At 37.2% G+C, this 25,466-nt stretch carries 20 protein-coding genes and 3 pseudogenes; 13 read left to right on the top strand and 10 right to left on the bottom strand.

Going from position 1 to position 25,466, the window contains the following annotated elements; genetic code table 11:
• The first annotated feature begins 117 nt into the window (after positions 1-117).
• The gene (locus tag AC0IWE_RS26015) at positions 118-501 is read left to right on the top strand and encodes a DoxX family protein (protein WP_471795312.1); all 384 of its coding nucleotides are present in this window, start codon (positions 118-120) and stop codon (positions 499-501) included.
• Positions 502-580: 79 nt separating this feature from the next.
• Here AC0IWE_RS26015 and AC0IWE_RS26010 read toward each other — a convergent pair whose 3' ends face one another.
• Positions 581-2,155, bottom strand: a complete 1,575-nt coding sequence (locus tag AC0IWE_RS26010; RefSeq protein WP_471795311.1) for an Ig-like domain-containing protein — start codon at positions 2,153-2,155, stop codon at positions 581-583.
• Between the two features lie 428 nt (positions 2,156-2,583).
• On the opposite strand from AC0IWE_RS26010, the gene AC0IWE_RS26005 reads away from it, so the two are divergent.
• The 4 genes from AC0IWE_RS26005 (at position 2,584) to AC0IWE_RS25990 (ending at position 6,276) form a co-directional block, all read left to right on the top strand.
• Positions 2,584-3,255: a hypothetical protein gene (locus AC0IWE_RS26005; protein WP_471795310.1), complete on the top strand. Its 672-nt coding sequence runs from the start codon at positions 2,584-2,586 to the stop codon at positions 3,253-3,255.
• Positions 3,256-3,285: 30 nt separating this feature from the next.
• A complete protein-coding gene (locus AC0IWE_RS26000; RefSeq protein WP_471795309.1) occupies positions 3,286-4,224 on the top strand; it encodes a T9SS type B sorting domain-containing protein in 939 nt (312 codons plus the stop codon).
• Between the two features lie 10 nt (positions 4,225-4,234).
• Entirely contained in the window at positions 4,235-5,209 is a 975-nt protein-coding gene (locus AC0IWE_RS25995) for a PorP/SprF family type IX secretion system membrane protein (RefSeq protein WP_471795308.1), read from the top strand.
• A gap of 239 nt (positions 5,210-5,448) precedes the next feature.
• Positions 5,449-6,276, top strand: a complete 828-nt coding sequence (locus AC0IWE_RS25990) for an alpha/beta hydrolase family protein (RefSeq protein ID WP_471795307.1) — start codon at positions 5,449-5,451, stop codon at positions 6,274-6,276.
• A gap of 243 nt (positions 6,277-6,519) precedes the next feature.
• Here the strand turns inward: AC0IWE_RS25990 and AC0IWE_RS25985 are convergent, their stop codons facing one another.
• From AC0IWE_RS25985 to AC0IWE_RS25960, 6 genes and pseudogenes are all read right to left on the bottom strand, one after another.
• A complete protein-coding gene (locus tag AC0IWE_RS25985; protein ID WP_471795306.1) occupies positions 6,520-7,794 on the bottom strand; it encodes a mechanosensitive ion channel family protein in 1,275 nt (424 codons plus the stop codon).
• 458 nt (positions 7,795-8,252) lie between these two features.
• A pseudogene (gene ispG, locus AC0IWE_RS25980) lies at positions 8,253-10,230 on the bottom strand ((E)-4-hydroxy-3-methylbut-2-enyl-diphosphate synthase).
• Between the two features lie 163 nt (positions 10,231-10,393).
• A complete protein-coding gene (locus AC0IWE_RS25975) occupies positions 10,394-11,005 on the bottom strand; it encodes an RDD family protein (RefSeq protein ID WP_471795305.1) in 612 nt (203 codons plus the stop codon).
• A gap of 110 nt (positions 11,006-11,115) precedes the next feature.
• Complete coding sequence (locus AC0IWE_RS25970; protein ID WP_471795304.1) at positions 11,116-12,102, bottom strand: LiaF transmembrane domain-containing protein; 987 nt, start codon at positions 12,100-12,102, stop codon at positions 11,116-11,118.
• A 5-nt stretch (positions 12,103-12,107) separates the two neighbouring features.
• A complete protein-coding gene (locus AC0IWE_RS25965) occupies positions 12,108-12,803 on the bottom strand; it encodes a PspC domain-containing protein (RefSeq protein ID WP_471795303.1) in 696 nt (231 codons plus the stop codon).
• Between the two features lie 18 nt (positions 12,804-12,821).
• On the bottom strand, positions 12,822-13,511 hold the full coding sequence (locus tag AC0IWE_RS25960) for an SDR family NAD(P)-dependent oxidoreductase (RefSeq protein ID WP_471795302.1): 690 nt from the start codon (positions 13,509-13,511) through the stop codon (positions 12,822-12,824).
• Between the two features lie 148 nt (positions 13,512-13,659).
• Here AC0IWE_RS25960 and AC0IWE_RS25955 point away from each other — a divergent pair, with 148 nt between their 5' ends.
• The 8 genes and pseudogenes from AC0IWE_RS25955 (at position 13,660) to msrA (ending at position 20,208) form a co-directional block, all read left to right on the top strand.
• Positions 13,660-14,394, top strand: a complete 735-nt coding sequence (locus AC0IWE_RS25955; RefSeq protein WP_010602507.1) for an MlaE family ABC transporter permease — start codon at positions 13,660-13,662, stop codon at positions 14,392-14,394.
• Positions 14,394-15,146 (top strand): ABC transporter ATP-binding protein, encoded by a 753-nt coding sequence (locus AC0IWE_RS25950; RefSeq protein ID WP_025145953.1) that lies wholly within the window; start codon positions 14,394-14,396, stop codon positions 15,144-15,146. Before AC0IWE_RS25955 ends, AC0IWE_RS25950 begins: the two co-directional genes overlap by 1 nt.
• 20 nt (positions 15,147-15,166) lie before the next feature.
• The gene (vapB, locus tag AC0IWE_RS25945) at positions 15,167-15,412 is read left to right on the top strand and encodes a type II toxin-antitoxin system VapB family antitoxin (protein ID WP_471795301.1); all 246 of its coding nucleotides are present in this window, start codon (positions 15,167-15,169) and stop codon (positions 15,410-15,412) included.
• Positions 15,412-15,795 (top strand): type II toxin-antitoxin system VapC family toxin, encoded by a 384-nt coding sequence (locus AC0IWE_RS25940; protein ID WP_471795300.1) that lies wholly within the window; start codon positions 15,412-15,414, stop codon positions 15,793-15,795. Before vapB ends, AC0IWE_RS25940 begins: the two co-directional genes overlap by 1 nt.
• A 4-nt stretch (positions 15,796-15,799) precedes the next feature.
• Positions 15,800-16,682: pseudogene (locus tag AC0IWE_RS25935) on the top strand (RsmD family RNA methyltransferase).
• A gap of 97 nt (positions 16,683-16,779) precedes the next feature.
• Positions 16,780-17,827, top strand: a pseudogene (locus tag AC0IWE_RS25930) (hypothetical protein).
• A gap of 68 nt (positions 17,828-17,895) precedes the next feature.
• Entirely contained in the window at positions 17,896-19,302 is a 1,407-nt protein-coding gene (locus AC0IWE_RS25925; protein ID WP_471795299.1) for a hypothetical protein, read from the top strand.
• A gap of 363 nt (positions 19,303-19,665) precedes the next feature.
• Positions 19,666-20,208: a peptide-methionine (S)-S-oxide reductase MsrA gene (gene msrA, locus AC0IWE_RS25920; protein ID WP_471795298.1), complete on the top strand. Its 543-nt coding sequence runs from the start codon at positions 19,666-19,668 to the stop codon at positions 20,206-20,208.
• On the opposite strand, the gene AC0IWE_RS25915 is transcribed toward msrA, so the two are convergent.
• From AC0IWE_RS25915 to AC0IWE_RS25905, 3 genes are all read right to left on the bottom strand, one after another.
• Positions 20,209-21,297: an acyl-CoA dehydrogenase family protein gene (locus AC0IWE_RS25915; protein WP_471795297.1), complete on the bottom strand. Its 1,089-nt coding sequence runs from the start codon at positions 21,295-21,297 to the stop codon at positions 20,209-20,211.
• A gap of 10 nt (positions 21,298-21,307) precedes the next feature.
• Entirely contained in the window at positions 21,308-21,928 is a 621-nt protein-coding gene (pnuC, locus tag AC0IWE_RS25910) for a nicotinamide riboside transporter PnuC (RefSeq protein ID WP_471795296.1), read from the bottom strand.
• Positions 21,929-22,277: 349 nt separating this feature from the next.
• Positions 22,278-25,199 (bottom strand): DNA gyrase/topoisomerase IV subunit A, encoded by a 2,922-nt coding sequence (locus tag AC0IWE_RS25905; protein ID WP_471795295.1) that lies wholly within the window; start codon positions 25,197-25,199, stop codon positions 22,278-22,280.
• Positions 25,200-25,466 lie beyond the last annotated feature (267 nt).

Genomic DNA, 25,466 nt, shown 5'->3' with positions numbered 1-25,466 from the left:
TATCGGGATACAAAAGTAACAGGGTGAAGGCATGTGACTGTCATTAACCTGTAATTTACATCAATTTAGAACGGTTTTAAATAGAGCCGCATTATCATCAAATATAATATTGATTAGATGAAAAAACCAATTTATAAGTTTCTACTCTTGATATATGCTGCTTTCTACGTTATGGCAGGATGTAATCACTTTTTATCCACTGCAGTATATTACGTAATTATGCCAAAATGGTTGCCTGTACCTGGCTTTTTAATTTACTTTTCTGGAATATTAGAAATTATTTTAGGTGTCTTATTGCTTTTTTCCAGAACGCGTAAGCTTGCCGCGCTGCTGATTATATTGATGCTGATCGCTTTTTTACCTGCTCATATCTACATGATCCAGCTGGCTCCGTTTAAGTTGGGCAAAATAGTGGTAACACCGTTTATTGCATGGTTAAGATTGCCAGTTCAGTTATTGTTTATAGGTTGGGCATGGTATTATTATAAAAAAACAATTTGATTATCTTATAAAAAATGCATCATTTGGAGCGGAGTGCAATGAAGTTTTGATGGTTTATAAAAAATGGTTTAAGTAAATTTCAAAATACAGCTGAATGTGGACTGCCCTGCACAATAACGGCAGGCGCAGTGGTACCTGTTAGCATTATAGTAGCTTCGTTAGAGCTGTTTCCTTCCCTATCCTTCATTTTATAAATTATTGAAGGGTTGCCGTTATAACCTGCCTGAGGCTTAAAAGTAATATTGCCTGTTGTACTGTTCACTTCCCAGCTGCCTTGGCCTGTTACGGTAATTGCATTAGAAAATATTGATGTAACAGGATCTTTAATCACTACTGTTGTAGGATTTGGCGTGTCGCCAACATTATCATTGCTCAAAACAGGAACGGTTTGGTTTATGTGCGGGGTATAGCATACGTTATCATTGATTGCCTGAGGTTTGATATCAAGCAAAGCAACATCTGAAACAGCCTCCTGGCAAACATTATTGTCATTTATTATCTTAACGCGATACTGATAAATATTCATGGCTTTTGTTGCGTTTGTAATGGTAAGGGTAGCTGTGGAGGCACCATTGTATCCTCCCGCATTTGTAATATCGGTCCATATACTACCTGTTGCTGTAGCTAAAACTTGCCATTGGTAACTTAAATTCCCTGCGGATGTAATGGCACCAACGGTATAATTGATATTATCACCAACGTTTACAATTTGTTTTACTGGCTGAGCATTTATTGCCACCATGCCCCCCCTCGTTATCACATTATTGTATTTAGTTGACGTGTATGTGGCACCAATAACCTTCCCATTTGCGTCAACAGTTCTCGAACTGGCATCACCATATCTATTATCACTCCCGCTTTTGGTTTTGTCATTGTAATATTCATTGGCATCTGAACAACCATCGTTATCACTATCTGTATCTTCCAAATCTGGAATCCCATCACCGTCAGTATCTGTATAACAAACTCCATTAAAGCTAAAACTATCGAAATTAAACGCACTTTTGTTGCCGTACAGATAAACTCTCACATAATAGGTAACGCCATATAACAGCCTGAAATTCTGAGCCAGGGATGTTCTGTAAAAGCGGCCACCTCCTGAAAATGTAGGTACAGTACCATCATACAAAACCGTGTTAGTGGTAAATGCCGGACTGGTGGATATTACAATCTTTACATTCTGAAGCTGGTTCAGTGCATAATAAGTTATCCAATCTTTTAACTCATAAACCCTATTTGCGGTACTGGCCATAGGAATAGTAACCTGAATGTACTGATTATTGCTTATTGCTTGTGCCGAGGTTGTTGCAGTGGCATTATTAAATGTCCATAGATAGCCGTTTGTGGAAGATGCAAATCCTCCCCCAAACGAAACACTACTACTTGAGGTAATTACATCTGGAGCAAACAAATTCTTTTCCAGTGACCCTGGAAAAGGTGTTGAATTTAAATCCCAAAACAGTTGGGGATTAATAGAAGTACTGAACGGAGGAAGTGAACATGTATTTTCAATTGCGTCTAAAATTCCATCGTTATCATCATCCTGGTCTATATTGTTGGCAATGCCGTCTCCGTCAGTATCCAATGTGCTTTGTGCCCGAACCATATTTATACATATGGATAAGATAAATATAAGTATGTACTTTTTAGTCATGTAATAGCTATATTAATTATTATTTATTATAAATTTAAAACTACAAAATATGTATATTCTTAATTACATTGAAGACTAATATTAATTTTTAAAATATCTATTTTGGCAAGTCATATCTTTTTTTGAAAAGTAAAAAAATTATGTCGCATCCATAGCTAAAAAATATTCAGCAGTGTGTAAAACATATATATATTGATTTATTAGTACCCATAAATGTATTTGACCAATTTTAATAAGAGTATAAAAATAAATTATTTTTTCGTAATCCTGTTGTTTTATTATTACAAAAACATAAAATGAAATAATATATATTTATGGTCTTAAATATACACCCTATTTAATAAATAAATTATCTAATTATTGACCCCTATAACAGCATTTTTATGAAAATTTTTTTTACTAGATTTATTTTATCGTTAGCAGTCTTAATGACTTGTACACAATTGGTATTACATGCACAGGTTACACCTACAACATCTGGCGTAACCCTGGTATGTGCGGGAGGAAGTTTTAGTTATGCCGACGCCGCATCTGCAACAATACCGGTTGGGTATACTCATAAAATTTATTACAGTGCTACCAAGGTCGATCTGGCAGTTAATGATCCTGCAACTACCGGAACATCAGCATCAATCACTGCACCGAATACAGTTGAAAACGCAGCAACCGGTTATTACTATTTAAAAGGCATACCTACGGATGCTACGCTCTGTGAAACTCCATACCAGGAAATTCCGGTTTATGTGTTTAAATCGCTAAGTGTAGATTTTACACCCAAGAATTTTTGTATCGCTAATACAGCTGAAGAACAGAAAGGTAATGTTACCACTCAGGATACCTACCAAACATTTGCCTATCAATGGTACACAGTTAACACCGGTGGTACAGAAAGTAAGATTACTGATGCAACGGGCATTAATTACACCCCAACCATTGCCGGAACTTATAAGCTAAGGTTGAGGACGGCCTATAAGGTTACAACTGCGGGTACCGATGCATATTATTGTAAAGCCGAGTCTGCTATTAAAGAGGTAATAGTTAGTGCTAAGCCAATTACCCCAACTGTAACAGTAACAGGTGCAGCCCAAGAAACGCTTTAACGTTAGTAGCAGAATTCAGCATAATACCTCATGGAGCGCAAGTTCGTCTTTTTCTTTTTTGCAATGTTTCTGGTTTTGGTTGTGCAAGGTCATGGCCAGACAGCGGTAAAAAGAAAAAAATTCGTCCTAAAAAATGGCGGAACAGCTGTGCTTCAGGCAAACAGTGCTGAGGCTAGCTCCTTTGTATGGTACAGGGATGGTAATGTGCTACCGGGAATAAATACATCCAGTTTATCAGTTAATGAGCCCGGAATTTATAAGGTAGTGGCGTTGAACAGTGGAGAATGCCCCTCTGATGAATCTGTTGAGATTGAGATAATTATAGAACAACCAATACTCGCTGACGTGGCCATTACAAAACGATCGGAAATTAGAGAAGTGCTAAGTAACCAGCTTTTTAATTACAACATAAATGTGCGCAACAACGGTGCTGCCACAGCCAACCAGATTAAGGTGGTTGACAAACTACCGGATAATTTGATTTTTGATAGCGTTGATACCCCAACTGATGGAACTGCTAACTATGATGTTGAAAACAGGACGATAAACTGGACGATCCCCCAGCTACAGAATGGATATTTCTCGGAGCTGATTGTAAAAGTTATGGCCAAACAAGCGGGTAAAGTAAGCAATACGGCAAATGTTACCGCTATGGAAACCGATCCGGATCTGAGCAATAATACTTCTACCGACAACAAAAACATATCAGCAATCAGGGTACCTAATGTGATTACACCCAATGGAGATGGTAAAAACGACTTCCTGATTATCGATAACCTCGATTCCTTTGATGAAAATCAGCTTACCATTATTAACAGGTGGCAAAGCACAGTATATCAGGCTATAAATTACAAAAACAACTGGGACGGGAGCAAACTTGCGGATGGAACATATTTCTACCTGCTTAGAGTCAGAAATGTTAAGGGTTCATGGATTGAGCAGAACGGATATATTACTATCCTAAGATAGATAAAAAAGAATGGTGAAACATGCAGTATTTTTTCTGGTGGCCTTATTTGCACAGCTTATTGCCTGGGGGCAGCAAGACGCTCAATTTGGCCAATATGTTTTTAACGGCACTTTCATAAATCCAGCTTATACGGGTTATAAAGAAGAGTTATATCTTCAGGCCTATGCCAGAGCGCAATGGGTGGGGGTGCGTGGTGCCCCACAAACCATATCGATCTCTGCTGACGAATCCGTAAAAGATGAAAGCGTAGGGCTAGGGCTTTTAATTGCTAAAGATAAAATCGGAGCGCAAAGTTCCCTTGGTGCTATAGGAAATTTTGCCTACCGCATCAAGCTTGATAGAACAGAAACAAATGTACTGGCATTTGGTATCGGTTTGGGAATTAGACAGCTAGGGCTAGAGGGCAACCTGCTTGATCCAAGAGATGGGGGCGACGTTATTATTCCATTAGGTACAGTTAGCCAGGTAATACCTGAAATAAGGACGGGTGTTTTCTATTCTAATGAAAAATATTTTGTGGGATTTTCCATAACAGGTTTATCTGTAGGGAACCTGAAGCTATATTCCAATTATCAGGTGCTCAACATTCAACCGCAAAAGCACTTCTATCTTACGGGCGGCATGGCTATAAAAATGAATGATGACTTTATAATTAAACCCGCCTTTTTGATAAAAGACGAAATTAGCGGCCCTACATCTTTGGATTTAAATGCATTTATGCTTTTTAAACAACGTTTTTGGATAGGTGGCGTTTACCGCAGTACGGTGAAACTTTATCCTAAAAATAATCTCCAGAACAATTTACCCAAACTTGCGGCAGCGGGTGTGATTGCCGAATATTTTACTAACAATAATCTCCGTATCGGATATGGTTATGACTTTAGTTTGAATGGTTTACAGAAGTATGATTATGGATCACACGAGATTTCACTAGGCTATTATTTTACCACAAAAAAAAGCCGCAGGCCTAAATGTTATTTTTAAATCACAAGGCGGCCGTTTGTTATTAAACATAATACATATTAACCTTGAGGAAGAATTTTGGGATTACTTACCACCACTCTGGGCCAAACTGGCGACCAACTTGATTACTGAATGATTGTAATCGATTTCCTATCCATACATTCGGGATTACGCAGCAGCCGAAATGACGCGTCCTTTAAAAAACATACAACAAAATTAGATTTCGTAGGTTTATATTTTTGTACCAACACCTTTAAATTATGATTACACAAAGCAATTATAGTCTTAGCGGCTCTGACGGAAAATTAATTATCGGCGATATCACTTTTGATGAGAAAAACCCTAATACACCAATTATTCTTTTTGTACACGGCTTCAAAGGCTTTAAAGATTGGGGTGCTCATAATTTAGTTGCCCGGCATTTCGCCAATAATGGTTATCGTTACATTAAGTTTAATTTATCGCATAGCGGTGTTCCTGTTGACGAGCCAAAAGACGTAACCGATATGGATGCCTTTGCCAGCAATACCGTTTCAAAAGAACTTTTTGACTTAAATGCAGTATTGGATTTTATTGAAAAAGCTTATGGTAAGGATATTAAGGTAAACCTGATTGGACATAGCCGTGGTGGCGGTTTATCCATTATTGAAGCTGCAAACGATTTAAGAATTAACAAACTGATTACCTGGAGTGCCATAGCCGATTTTAACAGCCTTTGGAAAAAAGAGCAGGAGGCAGAATGGAAAAAGAACGGCAAAATATTCGTTACTAATGCCCGTACCAAAGAGCAAATGCCTTTAAACGTAACTTTATTAGAAGATTTGGAAGAAAACGCAGCTGCATTAAATATTTTAGATGCGGCCAAACGCATAAACATACCATGGTTAATTGTACATGGTGATGATGACGTTAATGTGCCTTTTGAGACTGCACAAACTTTAGCAGAAGTAAATACAGCTAGCAGATTGGTTAAAATTGAAGGTGCCAATCATGTTTACGGAGCAACACAACCTTACACCAGCGAAACTTTGCCGCCGCTTTTATTTAAGGTTTGTGAAAAGGTTCTGACTTTTTTAAATGAAGAATAAATTAATATCTTGAGTCATTATAAACTATGGCTCAAGATAATATCAACTTCTCAGGCTTCAATCAAGCTCTATTTAAGAAGATCTTAATTGGATTAACATTATTTTCTAATTCTCTATTTTAACAATAAACTAGCACAAAACGTTACCCTTCAAGGAATTTTAGTCTTTTTGATTATTATTTCTTTGGTTTTCCTAAGAAATTACTTTGGTGCAAATTATTTATGGGTGTTCTAATTATTAATATTAATCATCTCCTCGCCTTACAAAATTACGCATATCGCTGCCGCTCGGGCTTTGGAAAATTTCGAGATCAAAATATGGCACCGCAGCCAACAAATGGTCAAAAATATCGGCGGCTACTTCTTCGAAACGTTTTAATCCCTTTTCTTTCGAGAATACATAGATCTCGATGGGTAATCCGTTTTCTGTTGCCTGCAGCTGGCGTACCATAAAGGTTAAATCGGTGTTGATATGTGGATTGCTTTCGAGGTATTTCTCTGCATACACCCTAAAAGTTCCAATATTTGTCATATGGCGGCCGTTCACTAGGTTATTCGGATCTACTGTGTTCTCGGCATTAAATCGTTCAATAAAAGCCTGGGTTTCTTTAAGGTAATCTTTTAAAAAATCAATACGCTGCAACCTTCCGATCAATTCATCATCGCAGAATTTAATGCTCGAAATTTTAATATTAATGTGCCGTTTAATCCTTCGTCCTTCACTTTCTTCCATCGCCCGCCAGTTTTTAAACGATTCACTCACAATAGCATAACTTGGCACAATGGTTACTGTTTTATCCCAATTCCGCACTTTAATGGTGGTTAAATTGATTTCGGTTACTTCGCCATCGGCACCATATTTTTCTACGGTAATCCAATCGCCAACCCGAACCAGGTCAATGGCACTCATCTGTACCGAAGCCACAAAACCCAAAATAGGATCTCTGAAAATCAAAATAAAAACAGCTGTTACTGCACCAAAACCACCGAAAACATACAATGGAGATTCGCCAAGTATAATTGATAAAATAAGTACAAAACCAACAATGTAAAATACAATTTTGGCTACCTGTTTGTAACTTCTTATGGGTTTATCGGCATATTTCTTTGAAGATTCCATGATGGAAACCAAAGCATTAAGAAATGCATTAATAGCAAACATCACGGCTAAAACCATGTAGATCTTAGCAAAAATCAAGGCGTAAAAAAGCCAGATTTTAAAATCGATAAATAAATAAGGAACTACATTGTAAATAATATAAGCACCAAATATTAAAGCAAACGCCCTAAAAACACGGAATTCGAAGAGTGCTTTTTGCCAATCTGATTTTGTTTTGGCACTTTTTACTACTCCAATAAAAACCTGCCGGGTAAGAAATATGGTAATGTATAAAAATAAAACAACACCGATCAGTCCGATAAAAAAGTAAGAATAAATGAGTTCGCTACCAGTAAAGCCTTTGCCTGCCAGCCAGTTTTTAAGTTCGTTAAATAGGGTTTGAAACTCCGGAATATTCATTAAAGCAATTTATGATTTATTGATGAAAAAATTAAATGGTGCCAGATAAAGCAAAATAGTTTGTGAAACACAAACCATGATAATCCCTCGGTCTGATACTCACAGACAGAACATGAAATAATTTCCTAATTTATGCTTTACACTATTCTGTGAGGACACAGACCAGGGAATAAAAAGCAAAATAGTTTTTGAAACACAAACCATGATAATCCCTCAGTCTGTGTCCTCATAAACCGAATAAGAAATAATTTCACAGATTTATGCTTTATACTAGTATGTGAGGACACAGACCAGGGAATAATGATATAAGTAAAATGATTATGAACTTCTCGGTCTATTTTCTCACAGACAATAAAGAAATGAATTTACTAACTTATAATTTATGCTGATCTGTGAAGACACAGACCAGGGAATAATGATAAAAGTAAAATGATTTTGAAAAACAGTCTCGTTCCAATTTAAACCTTTTCTACCCAATTGCCATCATCTTTGATAATATCAATCAATTCATCAAGGGCATAAGCTGTGGTTACATTTTTCTTTACTACTTCTTTACCCCGGTATAAAGTAATTTTATCAGGCCCTGTGCCAACATAGCCATAATCAGCATCGGCCATTTCGCCTGGTCCGTTTACGATACAACCCATTATGCCGATTTTAATGCCTTTTAAATGGTCGGTACGTGAGCGGATCAGTTGTGTGGTTTCTTGCAAATCGAAAAGGGTTCTACCACAGCTGGGGCATGAAATATATTCTGTTTTACTGATGCGTGTACGTGTAGCCTGCAAAATACCAAAACTGGTAGCGTTGATTAAGGATAGGTTTTGTCCTTCTGCATCAATCCATACCCCATCTCCGAAACCATCGGTAAATAAAGCACCAATATCGGTGGCGGCATAAAGCATTAAATGATCTGCATCAGCATCCAGGTAAGTTCTTTTTATAATTATCGGCACTTTGATATCTTGCTGTTGTAAAGCAATAAAGAATGCCCTTTGTTCGGCCATTCCGTGAACAGCTGAAGTTTTTAGGATGAGAACAACGTTACTAAACTGGTTAATTTCTAAACCGGTTAATTGTTCCGCATCAACTTCAACAAAGTTTAAAAATTGATCTTTATCATTAGCAGTGTTAAATTCTTCTAAAGAGAATAACGGATGACAGTTGTTTTTATCTTGGAGCTTTAGCCAGGTTTGGTAATTGTAAACCTGCTTCAAATTGCCAGGAAAAGAGAATGAAGGCAAATTATCGCCCAAATAAGCCAAATCACAAGCCTGATCGGCTAAATTGTATTTATCTAATCCTGCGCTGTAATTATAACCAACAGCACTTAAAAAGTAAGGATCTTTTAAATTTTCTTTAGAAACATCGATCATCACTACCGGATGGTGAAGCCCGCCGATATGTTGTACAGGTGTAGTTATGCGGCGATTGTACTCGTAAGGGGAATAAGTTGGGCGTTGGGAGTCGGGAGTTGGGAACCTGTGCATGCGCCTCAAAACTCTGAACTCCAAGCTCCGAACTCCTTTTCGAATAGCGGTCTGCCAGGGCTTTTGCAACCGGGGCTTCAAATTCAGGATCTTCTGTTAACGAAACGCGGATGGTATCGCCTAAGCCATCTTCTAATAAAGTACCGATACCAACAGCTGATTTAATCCGACCATCTTCGCCATCACCAGCTTCGGTAACACCCAAATGCAGCGGATAATTCATCCCCTCTTTTGCCATAGTATCTACCAGCAAACGGTAAGCCTGCACCATTACCTGGGTATTACTGGCTTTCATCGAAATTACCAGGTTATAGTAATTCTGATCTTCGCACATGCGGATAAATTCCATTGCAGATTCGACCATGCCACGAGGGGTATCGCCATAATGACTCATAATCCTGTCGGACAGGGAACCATGATTGGTACCTATACGCATGGCCGTACCATACTCCTTACAGATTTTAACTAAAGGAATAAACTTTTTATAAATCCTGGCCAGCTCTGCATTGTAAGCATCCTGGGTATACTCTATATTTTCGAATTTCTTTTTATCTGCATAGTTACCCGGGTTAACCCTTACCTTTTCTACAATACGCGCGGCCATTTCGGCTGCATTAGGGGTAAAATGGATATCGGCAATTAATGGCACATTATAGCCCCGGAAACGGAGTTCTTTTTTAATATTGGCCAGATTTTCAGCTTCCTTGATGCTTGGTGCAGTAATACGCACATATTCGCAACCAGATTCTACCATACGGATGGTTTGCTCAACCGTACCTAAAGTATCCATTGTATCGGTGGTAGTCATCGATTGAATCCGGATTGGGTTATGCCCTCCCAATGCAATATCGCCAATATTTACCTCGCGGGTTAAATACCTCGAATAAGTTGTTAAACTGTTGCAATATCCGCCAGCCAGATCATGTTTTGCCAATATATTTTCCATCTGTTTGCAAAGATAAGGATTGTTGGAATGTTTTAATGTTGGAATGTTGTAATTAAATCGGTTGGTATATCAGTTCAAGGTAGCAACACCCTCCTATTTTTGAACGGAAATATAGCGTACAGCCAAATTAATTATAATGATGCAATAGGCTCCGTTTTTCCAATTAAATCAACCTATCCTTAATCACTAGCGTATTAGCTGCAATATCGTGCCAACACTGATTTTTCTTATTTAAAAAGCTATACAGATAACCGAAGAAAACAGGAATTACAGATAAAATTTTAGAAAAATTCCTGACTAGAGAAACACCAAATGAAACCCGGCTACCTTCTAAATCGGTTACTTTGATACTGAGTAGTTTTTTACCAATAGTTGCCTGATTTTTGGTTGCTTCGGCAATGCTACCATAAATGAGTTTAATAATAAATATAGATGGAAATGGAATTAGAAAAGCCATTATTCGCTGATCTTTACCTTCTATAAAGAGAAAACTCGTTAAAATAATGACGGTATAAAACCCAAAAATGATAAAATGATCAATTACCGTGGCCAGCAAACGTTGATCGAAAGCAGCAAAATATTGGGGAGCAGTTTTTTGATAGCTAAAACCCAAAAGCTCACGCAATTCGGAAATTGCATGAGCTTCTTTATAATCGTCCATTCCGGGTTTGCGTATAAAAGTATTCGCAGTAATGTTTAAATCTTTCAGTTCGTTTAAACTATACGGCCCTTGTGGCTTACCATTAATTACTACGGTGTATTGATCAGCATTCATTAGATAGGATCGGGATTGTTTGGATTTAGGATTGCAGGATTAAAGCGCTGTTAAGACTTCAGTTTGCGAAGTCTAAGCCTTAAGCCTTCCACCCTCAAACCTTCAACTTTCTAGTATCTGCTTACTTCAAAGTTACTCAATCCACCATCTAAATTAATAAAGATTTTTTTAGCGGAAGTTTTATAATTAGATGTCTCGTAAACTCCATCGCTCAATTTCTCAAATCCGTCGAAATCTTTAGCCGATAAACCTGTTTTAGTTTTAATTCTACAACCCGAATTGGTAGGTACTTTAATTTTTACATCGGCTACGCCAGATTTTACGATTACATCGGTTATGGGTAATAAATCGCCAAATTTAATATCCAAAGCCGCTGCACCACCATCAAAACGGAAGGTTCGCACTTTGTAACCGGCAAAATCGAAATTTGCTTCGCCTGCACCTAGTTTCATCAAAATATCCCAATTCGCTTCTTTGTTCAACTTAAAATCCACGTCATTTCCACTATCGCCAAAATTCCATTTGTTCTTTTTATCATTCATTTGGAAAGTAAGCACTGTTGCGCTATCAGTAAGTACTTTTTTTAGTGAAAAATTAACATGTTTTTTCTTTACGTCAGCACTGATCAATTGTGAAGTTTCGCCATCAAGGTTAAACGAAATACCACCTCCCGAAATATTCAATATTGTTTTTTTGGCGTTATCAGTGGCTACAAACGCCTCTGATAAACTTGAATGAAAGGTTGTTGTATCCTGGTCATCGTCGTTGTCATTATCGCTATCATCATCATTGCGATCGATGTTCACATCAATGTCCTTTTTAAAATGCCGTCCCCACCAATTTCCGTTTTCTGGTACCTGCTGCCCTTTATAAAAAAGAAAAGCCAATGCTACAACCAAAACACCAATGGAAATCATGCTTCCTGTTTGTGAGTTGTTTTTATTAAACAATATATTTAAACCTGCAATAATTAAAAACACTGGCCAAAAGCTCCATACGTTGCGCCAATAAAAATCGATTACGCCAAAATTTTCGAGTAGAAGTACACCGCCAATAAAAAGCAGGATAATACCCCATATTAATCTATCTAATTTCATTTTATTTATACTTGAGGGTTAGGGGATGTTGAATTGTTGTCTTTATTAACTGGGGTTGAAGGCTCATTTTCTGGAACAACACCAGAAAAATCGGCTGTTTTTTGCTGTTCTGATTCTTGCTGACTCTGAAAAGCTGCCCAATCATTTTTTCTTTTTGATTTAGCAATGATACTAACGCCTAAAGCAATGAATATTAATGGCCACATGTACCTGAATAAATTGCGGATACTAAACCATTCCGGTATAAAATCCATTTCACGCATCAGGAAAAAGCATCCAATTACCAGGAGCAATAATCCACCGATTGTACGGCCGGTATCGTTTGATTTATTGAGTTTACCAAAATCGGCCTGTGTTTCAAAAGGTGTTTTCGTGCTTCCATCAACAGGCTGTGTCCAATTGGCATTTCCCTGGTTGGTTGGGCCGGCAAATGAATCTGCATTTCCAAATGGCGGCGTATTTGGTGTTTTATTACCGAAGTAATCATTAAATTTTGAGAATCTTGCTGCAGGATCGTTATTTACCGGAACAATAATCCACATAATAATATAGGCAATTAAGCCACCTCCAGCCATAAATATAGCCGATAATGCAAACAATAATCTAATTATGGTAACCTCTACCTGCATATAATCTGCAAGTCCTGAAGCTACACCGGCAATCATCTTATCGTGTTCGTTTCTAAAAAGCTTCTTTTCCATAACGTTGTTCATTTTGTGTTAAAAATCGAGCGGGGTAATCAAAACCTCATCTACGTTTACACCTTTACTTAAGTTTAAAATGGTGAATAATGTTTCTGCAATATCTTCAGGCTGTACAAATTTTTCGTCGGGGATGGTTGTTCCTTCCCAGGAAGAAGTTTTTGTCGAACCTGGCAAAAACGCAGTTACTTTAACGTTATGAGGGGCTAACTCTTGCCGCAATACATGATTAAGACTTAACATCGCTGCTTTTGTTACACTATAACTGCCACCATTTTTTACTGGTGCCTTACTCGCTACCGAACAGATGTTAAATATATGGCCACGCTTTGCTGAGCGCATTTTTTTTCCAAAAAATTTGCTGGTATAATAGCTGGCATTCGTATTTAAATGTTGCTGTTTTTCAAATGTGGCATCATCTTCATCAAGCAGGCTACCGGGTAAAAAAATCCCCACATTGTTTACCAGAACGGTTACATCATCAAAATTTATTCCATCGGCATTTAAAAAAGCGTATACATCATCTTTAACTGTAAAATCTGCAGCATGGGTAAAAATGGCATTCCCATAAGGTGTTAATTCTTCTTCAAGTATCTTAAGATCACTTTTACCTCTTGCAACTAAAATTAAATGATATCCATTTTGCGCCAATTTAATTGCGATGGCCCTGCCAATGCCTTTAGTTGCGCCAGTTATTACAGCTTTCATCTTTTGTGGTTTAATTTTTGTTGACAAAAAACCATATTTATATTCAAAACCACGAATATTTTTGTAATTAGCGAAGAGCGTCAACTTTTTTATCGTTTCTTTGTAGTAGTATAAGAATGATCATTTAAATTAAGCAAATACATACGGAATGAATTTTACCAATTTCGGCAGATACATCCTGCTACTCAAGTCTGTATTCAGAAAGCCGGAAAAACTGAAAATATACCTGAAAGAAATCGCCAAGCAAATGGATTATGTTGGCGTGGGCTCTTTAGGCTTAATTGCCATTATCTCTACTTTTATTGGTGCAGTAATGACTTTACAAATTGCTTTCCAGCTGGTAAGTGATTTTATTCCAAAAACAATTATCGGTTCTGTTAACAGGGATTCGAGCATTTTAGAGTTAAGTCCAACCATTAGTGCAATTGTATTGGCTGGAAAAATCGGCTCTGCCATTTCATCAGAAATTGGTTCGATGCGTGTTACCGAGCAAATTGATGCCTTAGAAATTATGGGCATTAATGCACCGGGCTACTTAATTCTTCCTAAAATTATTTCTGGCATAACCATGGTACCTATGTTGGTAATCATATCTATGTTTTTGAGTATTTCTGGTGGGTATATTGGTGGTTCAATTTCGGGTGCGGTTACTCCTGCAGAATACATTCAGGGTATTACAACTGATTTTAATCCTTACACCATCACTGTTGCCCTTGTTAAGGCATTTGTATTTGGTTTTATTATTACATCAGTACCTGCTTACGAAGGTTTTTATGTTCGTGGTGGTGCTTTAGAGGTATCGCAGGCCAGTACCAGAGCAGTTGTAATTAGCTGTATCTCTATTCTTGTTTGCGATTATTTAGTTACTCAACTTTTATTGTAATGATCGAAATTAAAGATATATATAAATCATTCTCCGGCAACGACGTATTAAAAGGCATTTCTGGTAAGTTTGAAGAAGGCGTAACCAATTTAATTATCGGTGGTTCCGGATCAGGAAAAACTACCCTGTTAAAATGTATGGTGGGTTTACATCAGCCAGATTCGGGTTCGGTATTATACGATGGCAGGGATTTTACACCGATGACCTACGAACAAAGGATTGAAGTACGGAAAGAAATCGGTATGCTTTTTCAGGGTTCGGCCTTGTTCGACAGTATGACTGTTGAAGAAAACATCATGTTTCCTTTAAATATGTTTACCGATCAAAGCAGAAAAGAAAAGCTCGAAAGGGTTGATTTTTGTTTGGAACGCGTTAACCTTGCAGGTAAAAACAAGTTGTTTCCGGCAGAATTATCAGGAGGGATGAAAAAACGTGTGGGTATTGCACGTGCCATTTCAATGAATCCAAAATACTTATTCTGTGATGAGCCGAACTCGGGCTTAGATCCAAAAACTTCGATCGTTATTGATGAACTGATCCAGGAAATTACGGAAGAATACAAAACCACAACCATTGTAGTTACCCACGATATGAACTCGGTTATGGGTATTGGCGATTATATTTTGTTTTTGCATGAAGGAAAGAAATTCTGGGAGGGCAGCAATAAGGAAATCGCACATACCGATATTAAAGAATTAAACGATTTCGTATTTGCCAGTCGCTTTATGAAAGCTGCAAAAGATAAGTTTTAATAAAATTTTTATATTTGTATATGACTACGGCCACTAAAAATATCATTCATAAATTGGAAACCTTACCAGAAAGTATGGTAAACGAAGTAGAAGATTTTGTTGATTTTTTAAAAGCTAAACATTCGAAGAGCTTTCCTAAATCGGCAAGCGAAAAAACGAATATTGTTGAAGAACCAAAAGGCTTATATGGCGCTGCAAAAGGCACAATTCTTTATATTTCTGATGATTTTAACGAACCATTAGATGATCTCAAGGATTATATGTGATGCGTTTTTTGCTAGATACACACATATTCCTATTCTTTATTAATGGAGATAACTCAATTTCAAAAAAGATTGTAGAGATCATAAACAATCCTGTAACAGAAAAATATATAAGCATTGTAAGCATTTGGGAAATTACAATAAAGACTAATATCGGAAAGCTAAAGTTAAAAGACGATATTAACTCAATTTATGAATTACTTGATAAGTACCGAGTAAAAATTCTTCAGCCTTCTAAAGATGACTTTACTACTTATTCTACATTACCATTAATACATAAGGATCCATTTGATAGACTTATTATAGCACAGGCACTAGCAAATGATCTAACCTTGATAACTGATGATCAATACATCAAAAGCTATGCAAATTTAAAGTTATTTTAAATACATGATACAATTACTTGCCCCCACCCATTGGAAAGATTATGAACTGATTGATTGCGGGGATTTTGAAAAATTAGAACGTTTTGGAAATGTAACCCTTATCCGTCCGGAACCGCAGGCCGTATGGAAAAAAACGTATTCGGAACAGGATTGGAAAAAAACAGCTAACATTACTTTCAGAGGCCGTTCCGCAACTTCAGGCGAATGGGTAAAGAAAAACCAATCTATCCCTGATCGTTGGCATGTAGAATATAAAAATGATGAGGTGGCGATAAAACTCCGCCTGGGTTTAACTTCTTTTAAACATGTTGGCGTATTTCCTGAGCAGGCTGTAAACTGGGATTTTATATCTTCATCAATCAAAAAATTTAAAACTCCTCAGCCTAAAGTTTTAAATCTTTTTGCATATACTGGTGCAGCTTCATTAATTGCAAATGCAGCGGGTGCAGAAACAACGCACGTTGATTCGATTAAACAAGTGGTTACCTGGGCAAATGAAAACCAGGAACTTTCGGGCCTGAAAGATACCCGCTGGATGGTTGAAGACGCATTAAAGTTTGTAAAAAAAGAACTAAAAAAGAGGTAAAAAATACAATGGAATCATTCTCGATCCACCAGCATATGGCCATGGCCCAAATGGTGAGAAATGGAAACTTGAAGATCATATTCAGGAAATGATGCAGGATGTTGTACAATTATTAGATGAAAAAGAACATTTTCTGATTCTTAATACCTATTCCCTTGGTTTCTCATCTGTAATTGTAGAAAATTTAATCCGTACATCTTTTCCTTCGGTCAAAAATCTTGAAACCGGAGAACTTTTTTTACAGGCTACATCAGGCATTAAATTGCCATTGGGCGTTTTTGGCAAATTCTGCAATGTGTAAATGTTGATTACTTTATTTTAAACTACCAGATTTCCAACCTACTTTCATCAAAACAGAATCGGAAAACTGTTCTAAATTTTAATTCTATAATATATCTATGAAATTCCCTCAATTAGCAGGCACAATTATCCTGGGATTTGCCGCAATCAGCTTGTTTGCCAACTGTAATTCAGACGGCAAGGGCAGCAACGGCATTGGTAAAATCTTCTCTACTGATTCGACTAAAAAGAAAACCGATTCAACAGCGAATGTAATGAAACCTGTTGACCCTAAACTTTACGATTCATTGGTAAAAAGCTAGCGAATGGCGATACCACTGGAAGGTGGCCTGTAAAAAAACAACCATATCCTTTAACCGGAGCCATTTTGCCTTTTAAACGCATTGTTGTTTATTATGGAAATTTACACTCTAAAAAAATGGGGGCGTTGGGCGAATATGCACCAAAAGAAATGTGGCAGCGCTTAAATGCCGAAGTAAAACATTGGGAAAAAGCAGATCCAACTACCCCGGTACAGCCAGGTTTGCATTATATTGCTGCTGTAGCAAGCGGAACACCTGGTAAAGATGGAAAATACATCAATAGAATGGGTAACAAACAGATTGATTCTGTATTGAAAATTGCTAAAATGCAACCAAATACCATTGTATTTTTAGATCTTCAGGTAGCATTAAGCACCATCAAAGCTGAATTGCCTCATATTGAAAAATACCTCGAGCTACCTTACGTTCATTTGGGTATAGACCCTGAATTTTCGATGAAAGATGGAACGTTGCCAGGAAAAAAAATCGGAACTTACGATGCTGCTGATGTGAACTATGTAACTGGATACCTAGCTGACATTGTAAAAAAATACAATTTGCCTCCAAAAGTATTTGTTTTACACCGCTTTACTAAGAAAATGGTAACCAATTCGGCAAGTATTAAACTTCGTCCAGAAGTGCAGGTTGTGGTACACATGGATGGGTGGGGCGAACCTGAATTAAAAAAGGTACTTACCGCCACTTTATACAAGGAGAACCTGTACAGTTTACAGGATTTAAATTATTTTATAAAAATGATTTAAAGAAAGATCCTAAACGCTTAATGACTCCAGAGAGCTCGTTAAAGCTTACTCCAAAACCGATATACATTCAATATCAATAAAATTGTATTTAACGCCTGTGACTAAAATCATGGGCGTTTTTATTTAAATAAAACAATCAGCTCTCAACATGAAAAATCTTATTACGCTTACCTGCGCACTATTTTTAATTTATACATCTGGCATAGCCCAGGAGTTAAAAACTTCAAAATCGCTTAAAACAGCTTTAGAACAATCATCAATAGCAAAAAAACCTTTGTTATTAATTGTGGATGTTATTGGAATACCGAAACCAACCAATTTACCTCCCAATGTAAAAGTTAATTTTAAATCAGGCTTGGAAGATCAGGAAGTTATCAACAGCATAAATGAAAACTTTGTTGTTTATAAAACTAAAATGACTGATACCACCATCAGATCGATACTTGGAAAATCGAATATAAGATCGTTTCCTGCATATGTTTTTCTACGCGCTAACAAAGAAGTATTTTTTAAAGATTTTGGCAATTCTCCTGATAAGCAAAAATATACCACACTAATCGATAGCGCATTGATGGCATTCAAAAGCGAGTCTATTTCTGACTTGGAAACAGCATTTAATGCTGATAAAAGCAATAACGTTTCGCTAGTTAATCTTATTGATGCAAGAAAGAAGGTTGGGATAACGAATAATGCTGAACTTATTGAACAGTATGCAAATAATTTGAAGATTGGTGATTTCAACAACTATAAAAATGTATTGTATATCCTGGAAGCTGGCCCTTACAGCGATGGAAATGCATATAAACTAGCTTACACCAACCGTAAAATTGTAGATAGCATTTATAAAACGGAACCTGTTCAAAAAAGGGTGGCAATTAATAATGCAATCATTTCCAATACGATGGCAGAAGCAGCAAAGAATAAAAATATTGCTAAAGCCTACGCGGGAGCCAATTTTGCCAGAAATACCTGGACCAGAGATTACAGAGGTGGAGAAAAAGCATACAACAACCAGATTTTATGGTATTACAGCACAGTTAAAGATACTACCAGTTATTTAAAGACAGCCAGTTATTTTTACGACAGCTTCTATATGAATATCAGTGCTGACAGTATTAAAAAAATTGAAATAAAAGAGCGCGAAGCTTTTACAAAAACGCACTTCCCTACCACTAATAATCCCGTTTCTAAGGAAAAGATGGATAGTTTGAAAAAACTTCCAGGAAAAGTTATTTATACCCAATCTGTTTTTTCTTTCAATAGTTCATCAAATTCATATGCAAATGAATTAAACAATGCTGCCTGGAAATTTTATGAAACAGGCACTAAAAATCTTAATTACCTGAGCAAAGCAATGATTTGGAGTAGAAGATCAATAGAACTAAAACCAATTGCTGGATATTACGATACTTTAGCGCACATTCTTTACCGCATGGGTTATAATGAAGAGGCTATTAAAACGCAAGAAATTGCAATCGAAAAAGCTAAGAGCGAAAAAACCACGACCACACAATTGGAATCGGAGCTAAAAAAAATAAAGGCTAAAACACTTTAATTTATTGAATAATACAACCCAGCCCGGATTGTAAATAATCACTTCATAGCAATACGAGGAAGTTTATTAATTATATCATTTTGAGCTTGTCGAAATACCAGAATAGGTATAAATAAGTTCTTCGGCAAGCTCATGATGATAAATCTAAAATCAAGATAAAGCCTCATTCATTTGTCCTCTAATTTATCGTTAACAAAAGTTAATAGTTTGCGAGATCACCTATAAATACTATATTCATCTTTAGGGAACCATAGCTTTAAAACTTATAAGAATAATCGGTTACTGATGATACCTTGAATATCAAAAAAATGTCTTTTTTTGATAATTAAATTAAAACTGGAATAGATTTTAGATAAGTAGTATATGGAAACAGCAACATTTGGGGGAGGCTGCTTTTGGTGCACCGAAGCCGTATTTCAGACGTTAAACGGAGTGAGCCAGGTTACATCAGGTTACATGGGTGGCGAATTGAAGCACCCTACCTATATGGAAATTTGTAATGGCAATACCGGGCATGCAGAAGTTATACAGATTATATTTGATGAAAGTATTATTTCTTTTAGCGAGCTTTTACTCATATTTTTTAAAACGCATAACCCAACAACCTTAAACAGGCAGGGCAATGATATCGGTACGCAATACCGTTCAGTAATTTTTTATGAAAATGAAGATCAAAAAGAACAGGCTGAAACAATAATTGCCGAGTTAAATAGCGAGAAAGTATTCGACAAACCAATAATTACTGAGATTTTACCTATTGCAGAATTTTATGAGGCTGAAGATTATCATCAAAATTATTTCAGCGAAAACCAAGGCAAGCCCTATTGTGCATTCGTAATACAGCCAAAACTAAATAAGTTTGTTAAAGATTTTAAAGATAAGATCAAGCCTGAACTTCTCGAATAATTAACTTTCGAAAGTAAGTAAGGCATGCTGACTTGCCGTATGTATATCACGCCAAACGCGATTTATCTCTGAATCTTTTTTTGCGGCCTCCAAACCACAGTAAGGGAATAATATGGCAGCAACTTTCCAACAGGCATGAGCCAATTTGCGGCTCGCAGCACTAACTTCTGCCAGTTTATCTTCTGCAATATTACCATCATTCACCAGGGCGCTCCACGATTCATCAAATGCGCTATAGAACCTTGCTCTAAGATCTTGAATCTCTTCCTTGCAACGATTTAACTCATCATTAAAGAACAAAACCTGTTGATGGGTATATCTTTTCAACCCTGTACGTAAAGTAAAAGCGGTTTCTACCAGTTTAATAAAATGATTCGTCATCCCCAGCGTATTTACGGTTAGCGTAGTTTCTGCAAGTTGTAAGAAGGGATAATCAAAACCCGAATCTGCTATTTCAATGTCTTGGTTAATCTTAAAAGTCCTGTTTAAGGGTACATGTAAATCCTTTACTTCAAAAGCATGGCTTCCGGTGGCAATTAAACCGAAGTAAGACCATCCGGCTAAAATATTTACCTCCTCTTTTTTTAGGATAAAAGATTTAATTTCAGGCACTCCCATTTCATCCAAAAGGTCATCGCCGTGTTCATTTTTAAGTGTACAGTTGGCTGTAAACACAGTAGCATGTAAAGCACCACTGGCGTAATTCCACCTGCCGTTTAAAAGATAGCCCGTTTCAGTTTTAATTGCTACACCACCAACAGCCCCGCTCCCGGCAAAGCAAACTTCTCGATCGGCTAGTATTTCCGCAGCGAGTTCAGGATTTAAAAAACCTGCAAACCAGGCGGCTCCTGCACAAAGTGTAACTGTCCAGCCTAAACTACCATCAGCTTCGGCAAGTTCTTCCTCCAACCTCAAAATTTCAGGAAGCTTTTTATTTGGCCCACCATAAACCTCAGGAACAAAAAGTTTAAACCAGTTTTCCTGGTAAGCCAGTTCCAGAATTTCGGGGTAAAGTTTTCCCATTTCTTCTGAAAGAGCAGCATATGCTTTCACTTTTTCCTGCCAGGTATTAGTTAATGTTTCTTGCATGTTAACTTAATTAAGCCGGTTTTAATCTGCTTTTATTGATGATCTTTTTCCAATCTAAATACCCAAAAATGGCAACAACAAATAAAAAGGTAGTTAAACAAGCCATTAAAGGCAATTTTTTATGAAAAAGCAGTGGAATTGCTACGATGTTGGAGATATTAAGAAAAATCCAGTTTTCTATTTTGCGTTTGGCCAAAAGCCACATGCCAGCCCAGGCTGTTGATGAAACAAAGGCATCGAATAATGGCACGTCCGAATCGGTGTAATGCCTTAAGATGAGGTAGAGTACCCCAAACCCAATAACTGAAATTAAAACAGCAATGGTTAATTCTTTATTGCTCGACCATGAAACCTGGTTTTCTCCATCCAGTTTTCTTTTCTTCCAGATCATCCAGCCGTAAATACTCATCGTGAGGTAATATATATTCAAAAGCACTTCTGCATATAACTTAACGTCCAACAGCAAATACATCCACAATAGGACAGAAATTATCCCGGTTGGATATAGCCAAATGCTGTTTTTCTTTGCTAATAAAACTTCAGAAACCCCAAAACCAACAGCCAACCATTCTATTAAAGAAGTGTGTAAAATCTGCTCTTGAAAAAGCTTAAACCAATCTTGAAAATTCATTTACAATATTTTGCCACAAGGCAGGTAAAATAAATTAAAGCCTGTTTTCGGGGCGAAACAGTACGGTATCTTTTTAACCTCTTCCTACGTCGGCATTACCCGCATCAGGTTCATTAGAAGGGATAAGTTTTGAGGTGTAAGGTTAAATACAATACCTTAAACCGTTTGGCTTAAACCTCTAAATGGGTATAATCTCAGCAAATTGATGGCAACAGAAATTGCAGCATCAAAAAGCACCCCTTTGAGCAAGGCAAATATAGTTTTAAAAATGAAATGTTTTGATTGAAATGTGAAGAGTTGTCAACTTTCTTACCACAAGGACATTAAAGTTAACAACGCTCAAATTTATTTAGAATAACCCCAACTGTCCTTTATCATCAATTTCGATATCATCCGGGTTGGTGATCTCAAAACCTATCTTCTTAGCAGGTTTTTCTTCTGTTTCTGGTTTATCCTTGGTTTTAACCGGTTTATTTTCTTTCTCAGGTTTATTTTCAGCCTTCGTTTCTTCTTTTTTAACAGGTTTTTCAACCACAGCAGGCTTTTCTTCTACCCCTGGTTTTTCTTGCTTAACTACAGGCACTTCTTCAGGCTCTTCCGTCCGCTCAAATTTCGGTTTTGGCTTTTCTGCCAAAGGTTTTTCAAGCGTTTCGTTTTCAGCTGTTTCCTCTTTAGAATCAACAGAATTTTCTTCTTCAGCTACATTTTCTTCATCAACAGATCCATCTTCCGCATCTGTTTCTGCAGTTGTTTCCTCAATCTCTTCCACCGCTAATTCAGGTTCTTCCAATACCACCTTCTGTACATCATGTGGAGATAAACGGTTACCATTGGCCTTTAATCCTTTTACATCAATCAATTCCGACAATAATAAATCCAATGTTTCCGGAATTTGGGTTTTGCCTTTTAAAACATCAACAATAATTTTCGCACCCGGATTTGAAGTGAGGTACAATAATTTCGACTTCTGCTCCTCACTAATAAAAATTGTTTTCCTGCCGTTAGCCTGCAATTCGAATGTAAAACGCTTAATGAAATAGTTCTGAGCCTTTCCATCAAAATGAACCGCGGCAAAAATCCGCTCAGGATCAAATTTCTGGATCAGGATCAATCCATCATCAAAGTGGTTACTTAACTCGAATGAGCTTAACTCGTAAAAACCATCCTTATGTACCTGCAAAATGCGGTCATCGCCGTCAAATTCGCCAAGGTATTTTCCTCGACCATCTACATTGAGGCGTTTTAACAAATCATCATACCAGATTTTAAGTCCAGATAAAGTAGAAACACCTTTACTTTTCAGAATAATCTTTTTAACCGGATATTTCGAAATAATATTCCCTTGCGAGCCACGACCTTTGATTGCCACTTCGGCAAAATCCTGATCAAACTGAAGTTTACGCAATTTGGAATGCGGTTTCAGGGCCACGTTAACAATTTCAGCCTCACCATTAGGGTTGGCAGTAAAATACAACACCTTCGAACCTTTCGATCCTTTTGTTAAATCGTATTCCTTATCGCGCGTTACCCCAACTACAGCAAATCTTTTTATATAAGCAGTACCACTAGCACCATCTTTGTAAATCATGTTGTAAATGGTCCGCTCATCATTCTTTTTAAATACCTGTGCGTGTACAATGCCCTTTCCTACAAAGGTTTTATCGGCCACCTTCGTAATGATGCATTTGCCATCCTCGCGAAAAACAATCACCTCATCAATATCCGAACAATCTGCCACAAATTCATCCTTGCGTAAACCCGATCCGATAAAACCATCCTCACGGTTCATGTACAATTTAACATTCGCAAGTGCCACTTTAGAAGCCTCTACGCGATCAAACAAGCGGATTTCAGTTTTACGCTCCCTTCCTTTCCCATATTTATCTTTCAATTTCTGGTACCAGGCAATGGCGTAATCAGTGAGGTGTTTTAAGTGGTTTTTAACAACCTTGATTTCATCTTCAAGATTTTTCATCTGCTCATCAGCCTTTTTCACATCAAAACGGGTGATGCTACTCATTGGCTTATCAATCAGCTTTTTAAAATCCTCAGGTAAAATTTCGCGGTAGAGTGATGGTTTAAACGGATCAAATAAAATGTGTAAAACCTCAACAACAGTGTCGAAATTGCTTGAGTTTTCATATTCAGGATTTTTATACATCCCTTCCTGAATAAATATTTTAAGCAAAGAACTAAAGAAAATCTTTTCCTGCAATTCGTGCAGGCGGATTTCCAGTTCCCTTTTTAGCAGGTGTTTTGTATGCTTTGTATTTTCAATCAGGATATCATTTACACTCAAAAAGAGTGGTTTATCCCCCTGAATGATACAGGTATTTGGCGAAATGGATACTTCACAGGCCGTAAAAGCGTAAAGTGCATCAATGGTTACATCGGGCGATATGCCGGGAGCCAAATGCACCACAATTTCTACATTGGCAGCGGTATTATCCTCAATTTTCTTAATCTTGATTTTGCCTTTATCATTGGCCGATAAAATACTATCTATCACTGAACCCGTTGTGGTGCTGAACGGAACTTCAGTAATTACCAAAGTTTTTTTGTCTTTTTCAGTTATTTTAGCCCTTACGCGGATTTTACCTCCACGCTGACCTTCATTATAATTCGAGAAATCGGCCATCCCACCAGTAAAAAAATCTGGAAGAATGTTTGGGCGCACATCTTTTAATGCTTCAATTGAGGCATCTAAAAGTTCGATAAAATTGTGCGGCATTACCTTAGTTGCCAAACCTACAGCAATACCTTCTGCACCCTGAGCCAATAACAGCGGAAATTTTACCGGCAAAGTGATGGGCTCATTGTTACGTCCGTCGTAACTCAATTGCCATTCCGTAGTATCCGGATTGAAAACCACATCATTAGCAAATTTTGATAAACGGGCCTCAATGTAACGGGGTGCCGCCGCGCTATCGCCTGTAACCGGATCGCCCCAGTTTCCCTGCATATCAATCAGTAAATCTTTCTGACCAATTTGCACCATCGCATCACCAATCGATGCATCACCATGGGGGTGATATTTCATGGTATTACCAATTACGTTGGCTGCTTTATTAAAACGCCCATCATCCATCTCCTTTAGCGAGTGCATAATGCGACGTTGAACGGGCTTTAAACCATCATTTATGTGCGGTACAGCCCTATCGAGAATTACATAAGACGCATAATCGAGAAACCAGTTTTCGTATAAACCGTTGATTGGGGTTATGGTATGTTTGTGCTCTTCGTTTACGTTTTGATCTAATTCTTCACTCATTTATTTACAGAAATTGGCAGCCGTAAATATAATAAAAATGATTGCATAGAATAAAGAGAGGTTATTCACATTCCAAAGTGGAAAATTGGTTTTTACAGGAATGATTAAGGGAAAATAAAACGGATTTTTTTGATCATTTGTCATTATTCTACCAGAATTTAAAGCACCAACAATTTAAAAGGCTCCACACATTTGCAAACTATATATATTGTAAGATCGGTGATTGTTTTTAAAGATTAGTAAATCAAGGTTAAATGGCTTTGTTAA

This window comes from Pedobacter sp. AC402 (assembly GCF_979252805.1).
Note: the sequence above shows the minus strand (reverse complement) of the source record. Positions and strands in the feature narration are given on the sequence as shown.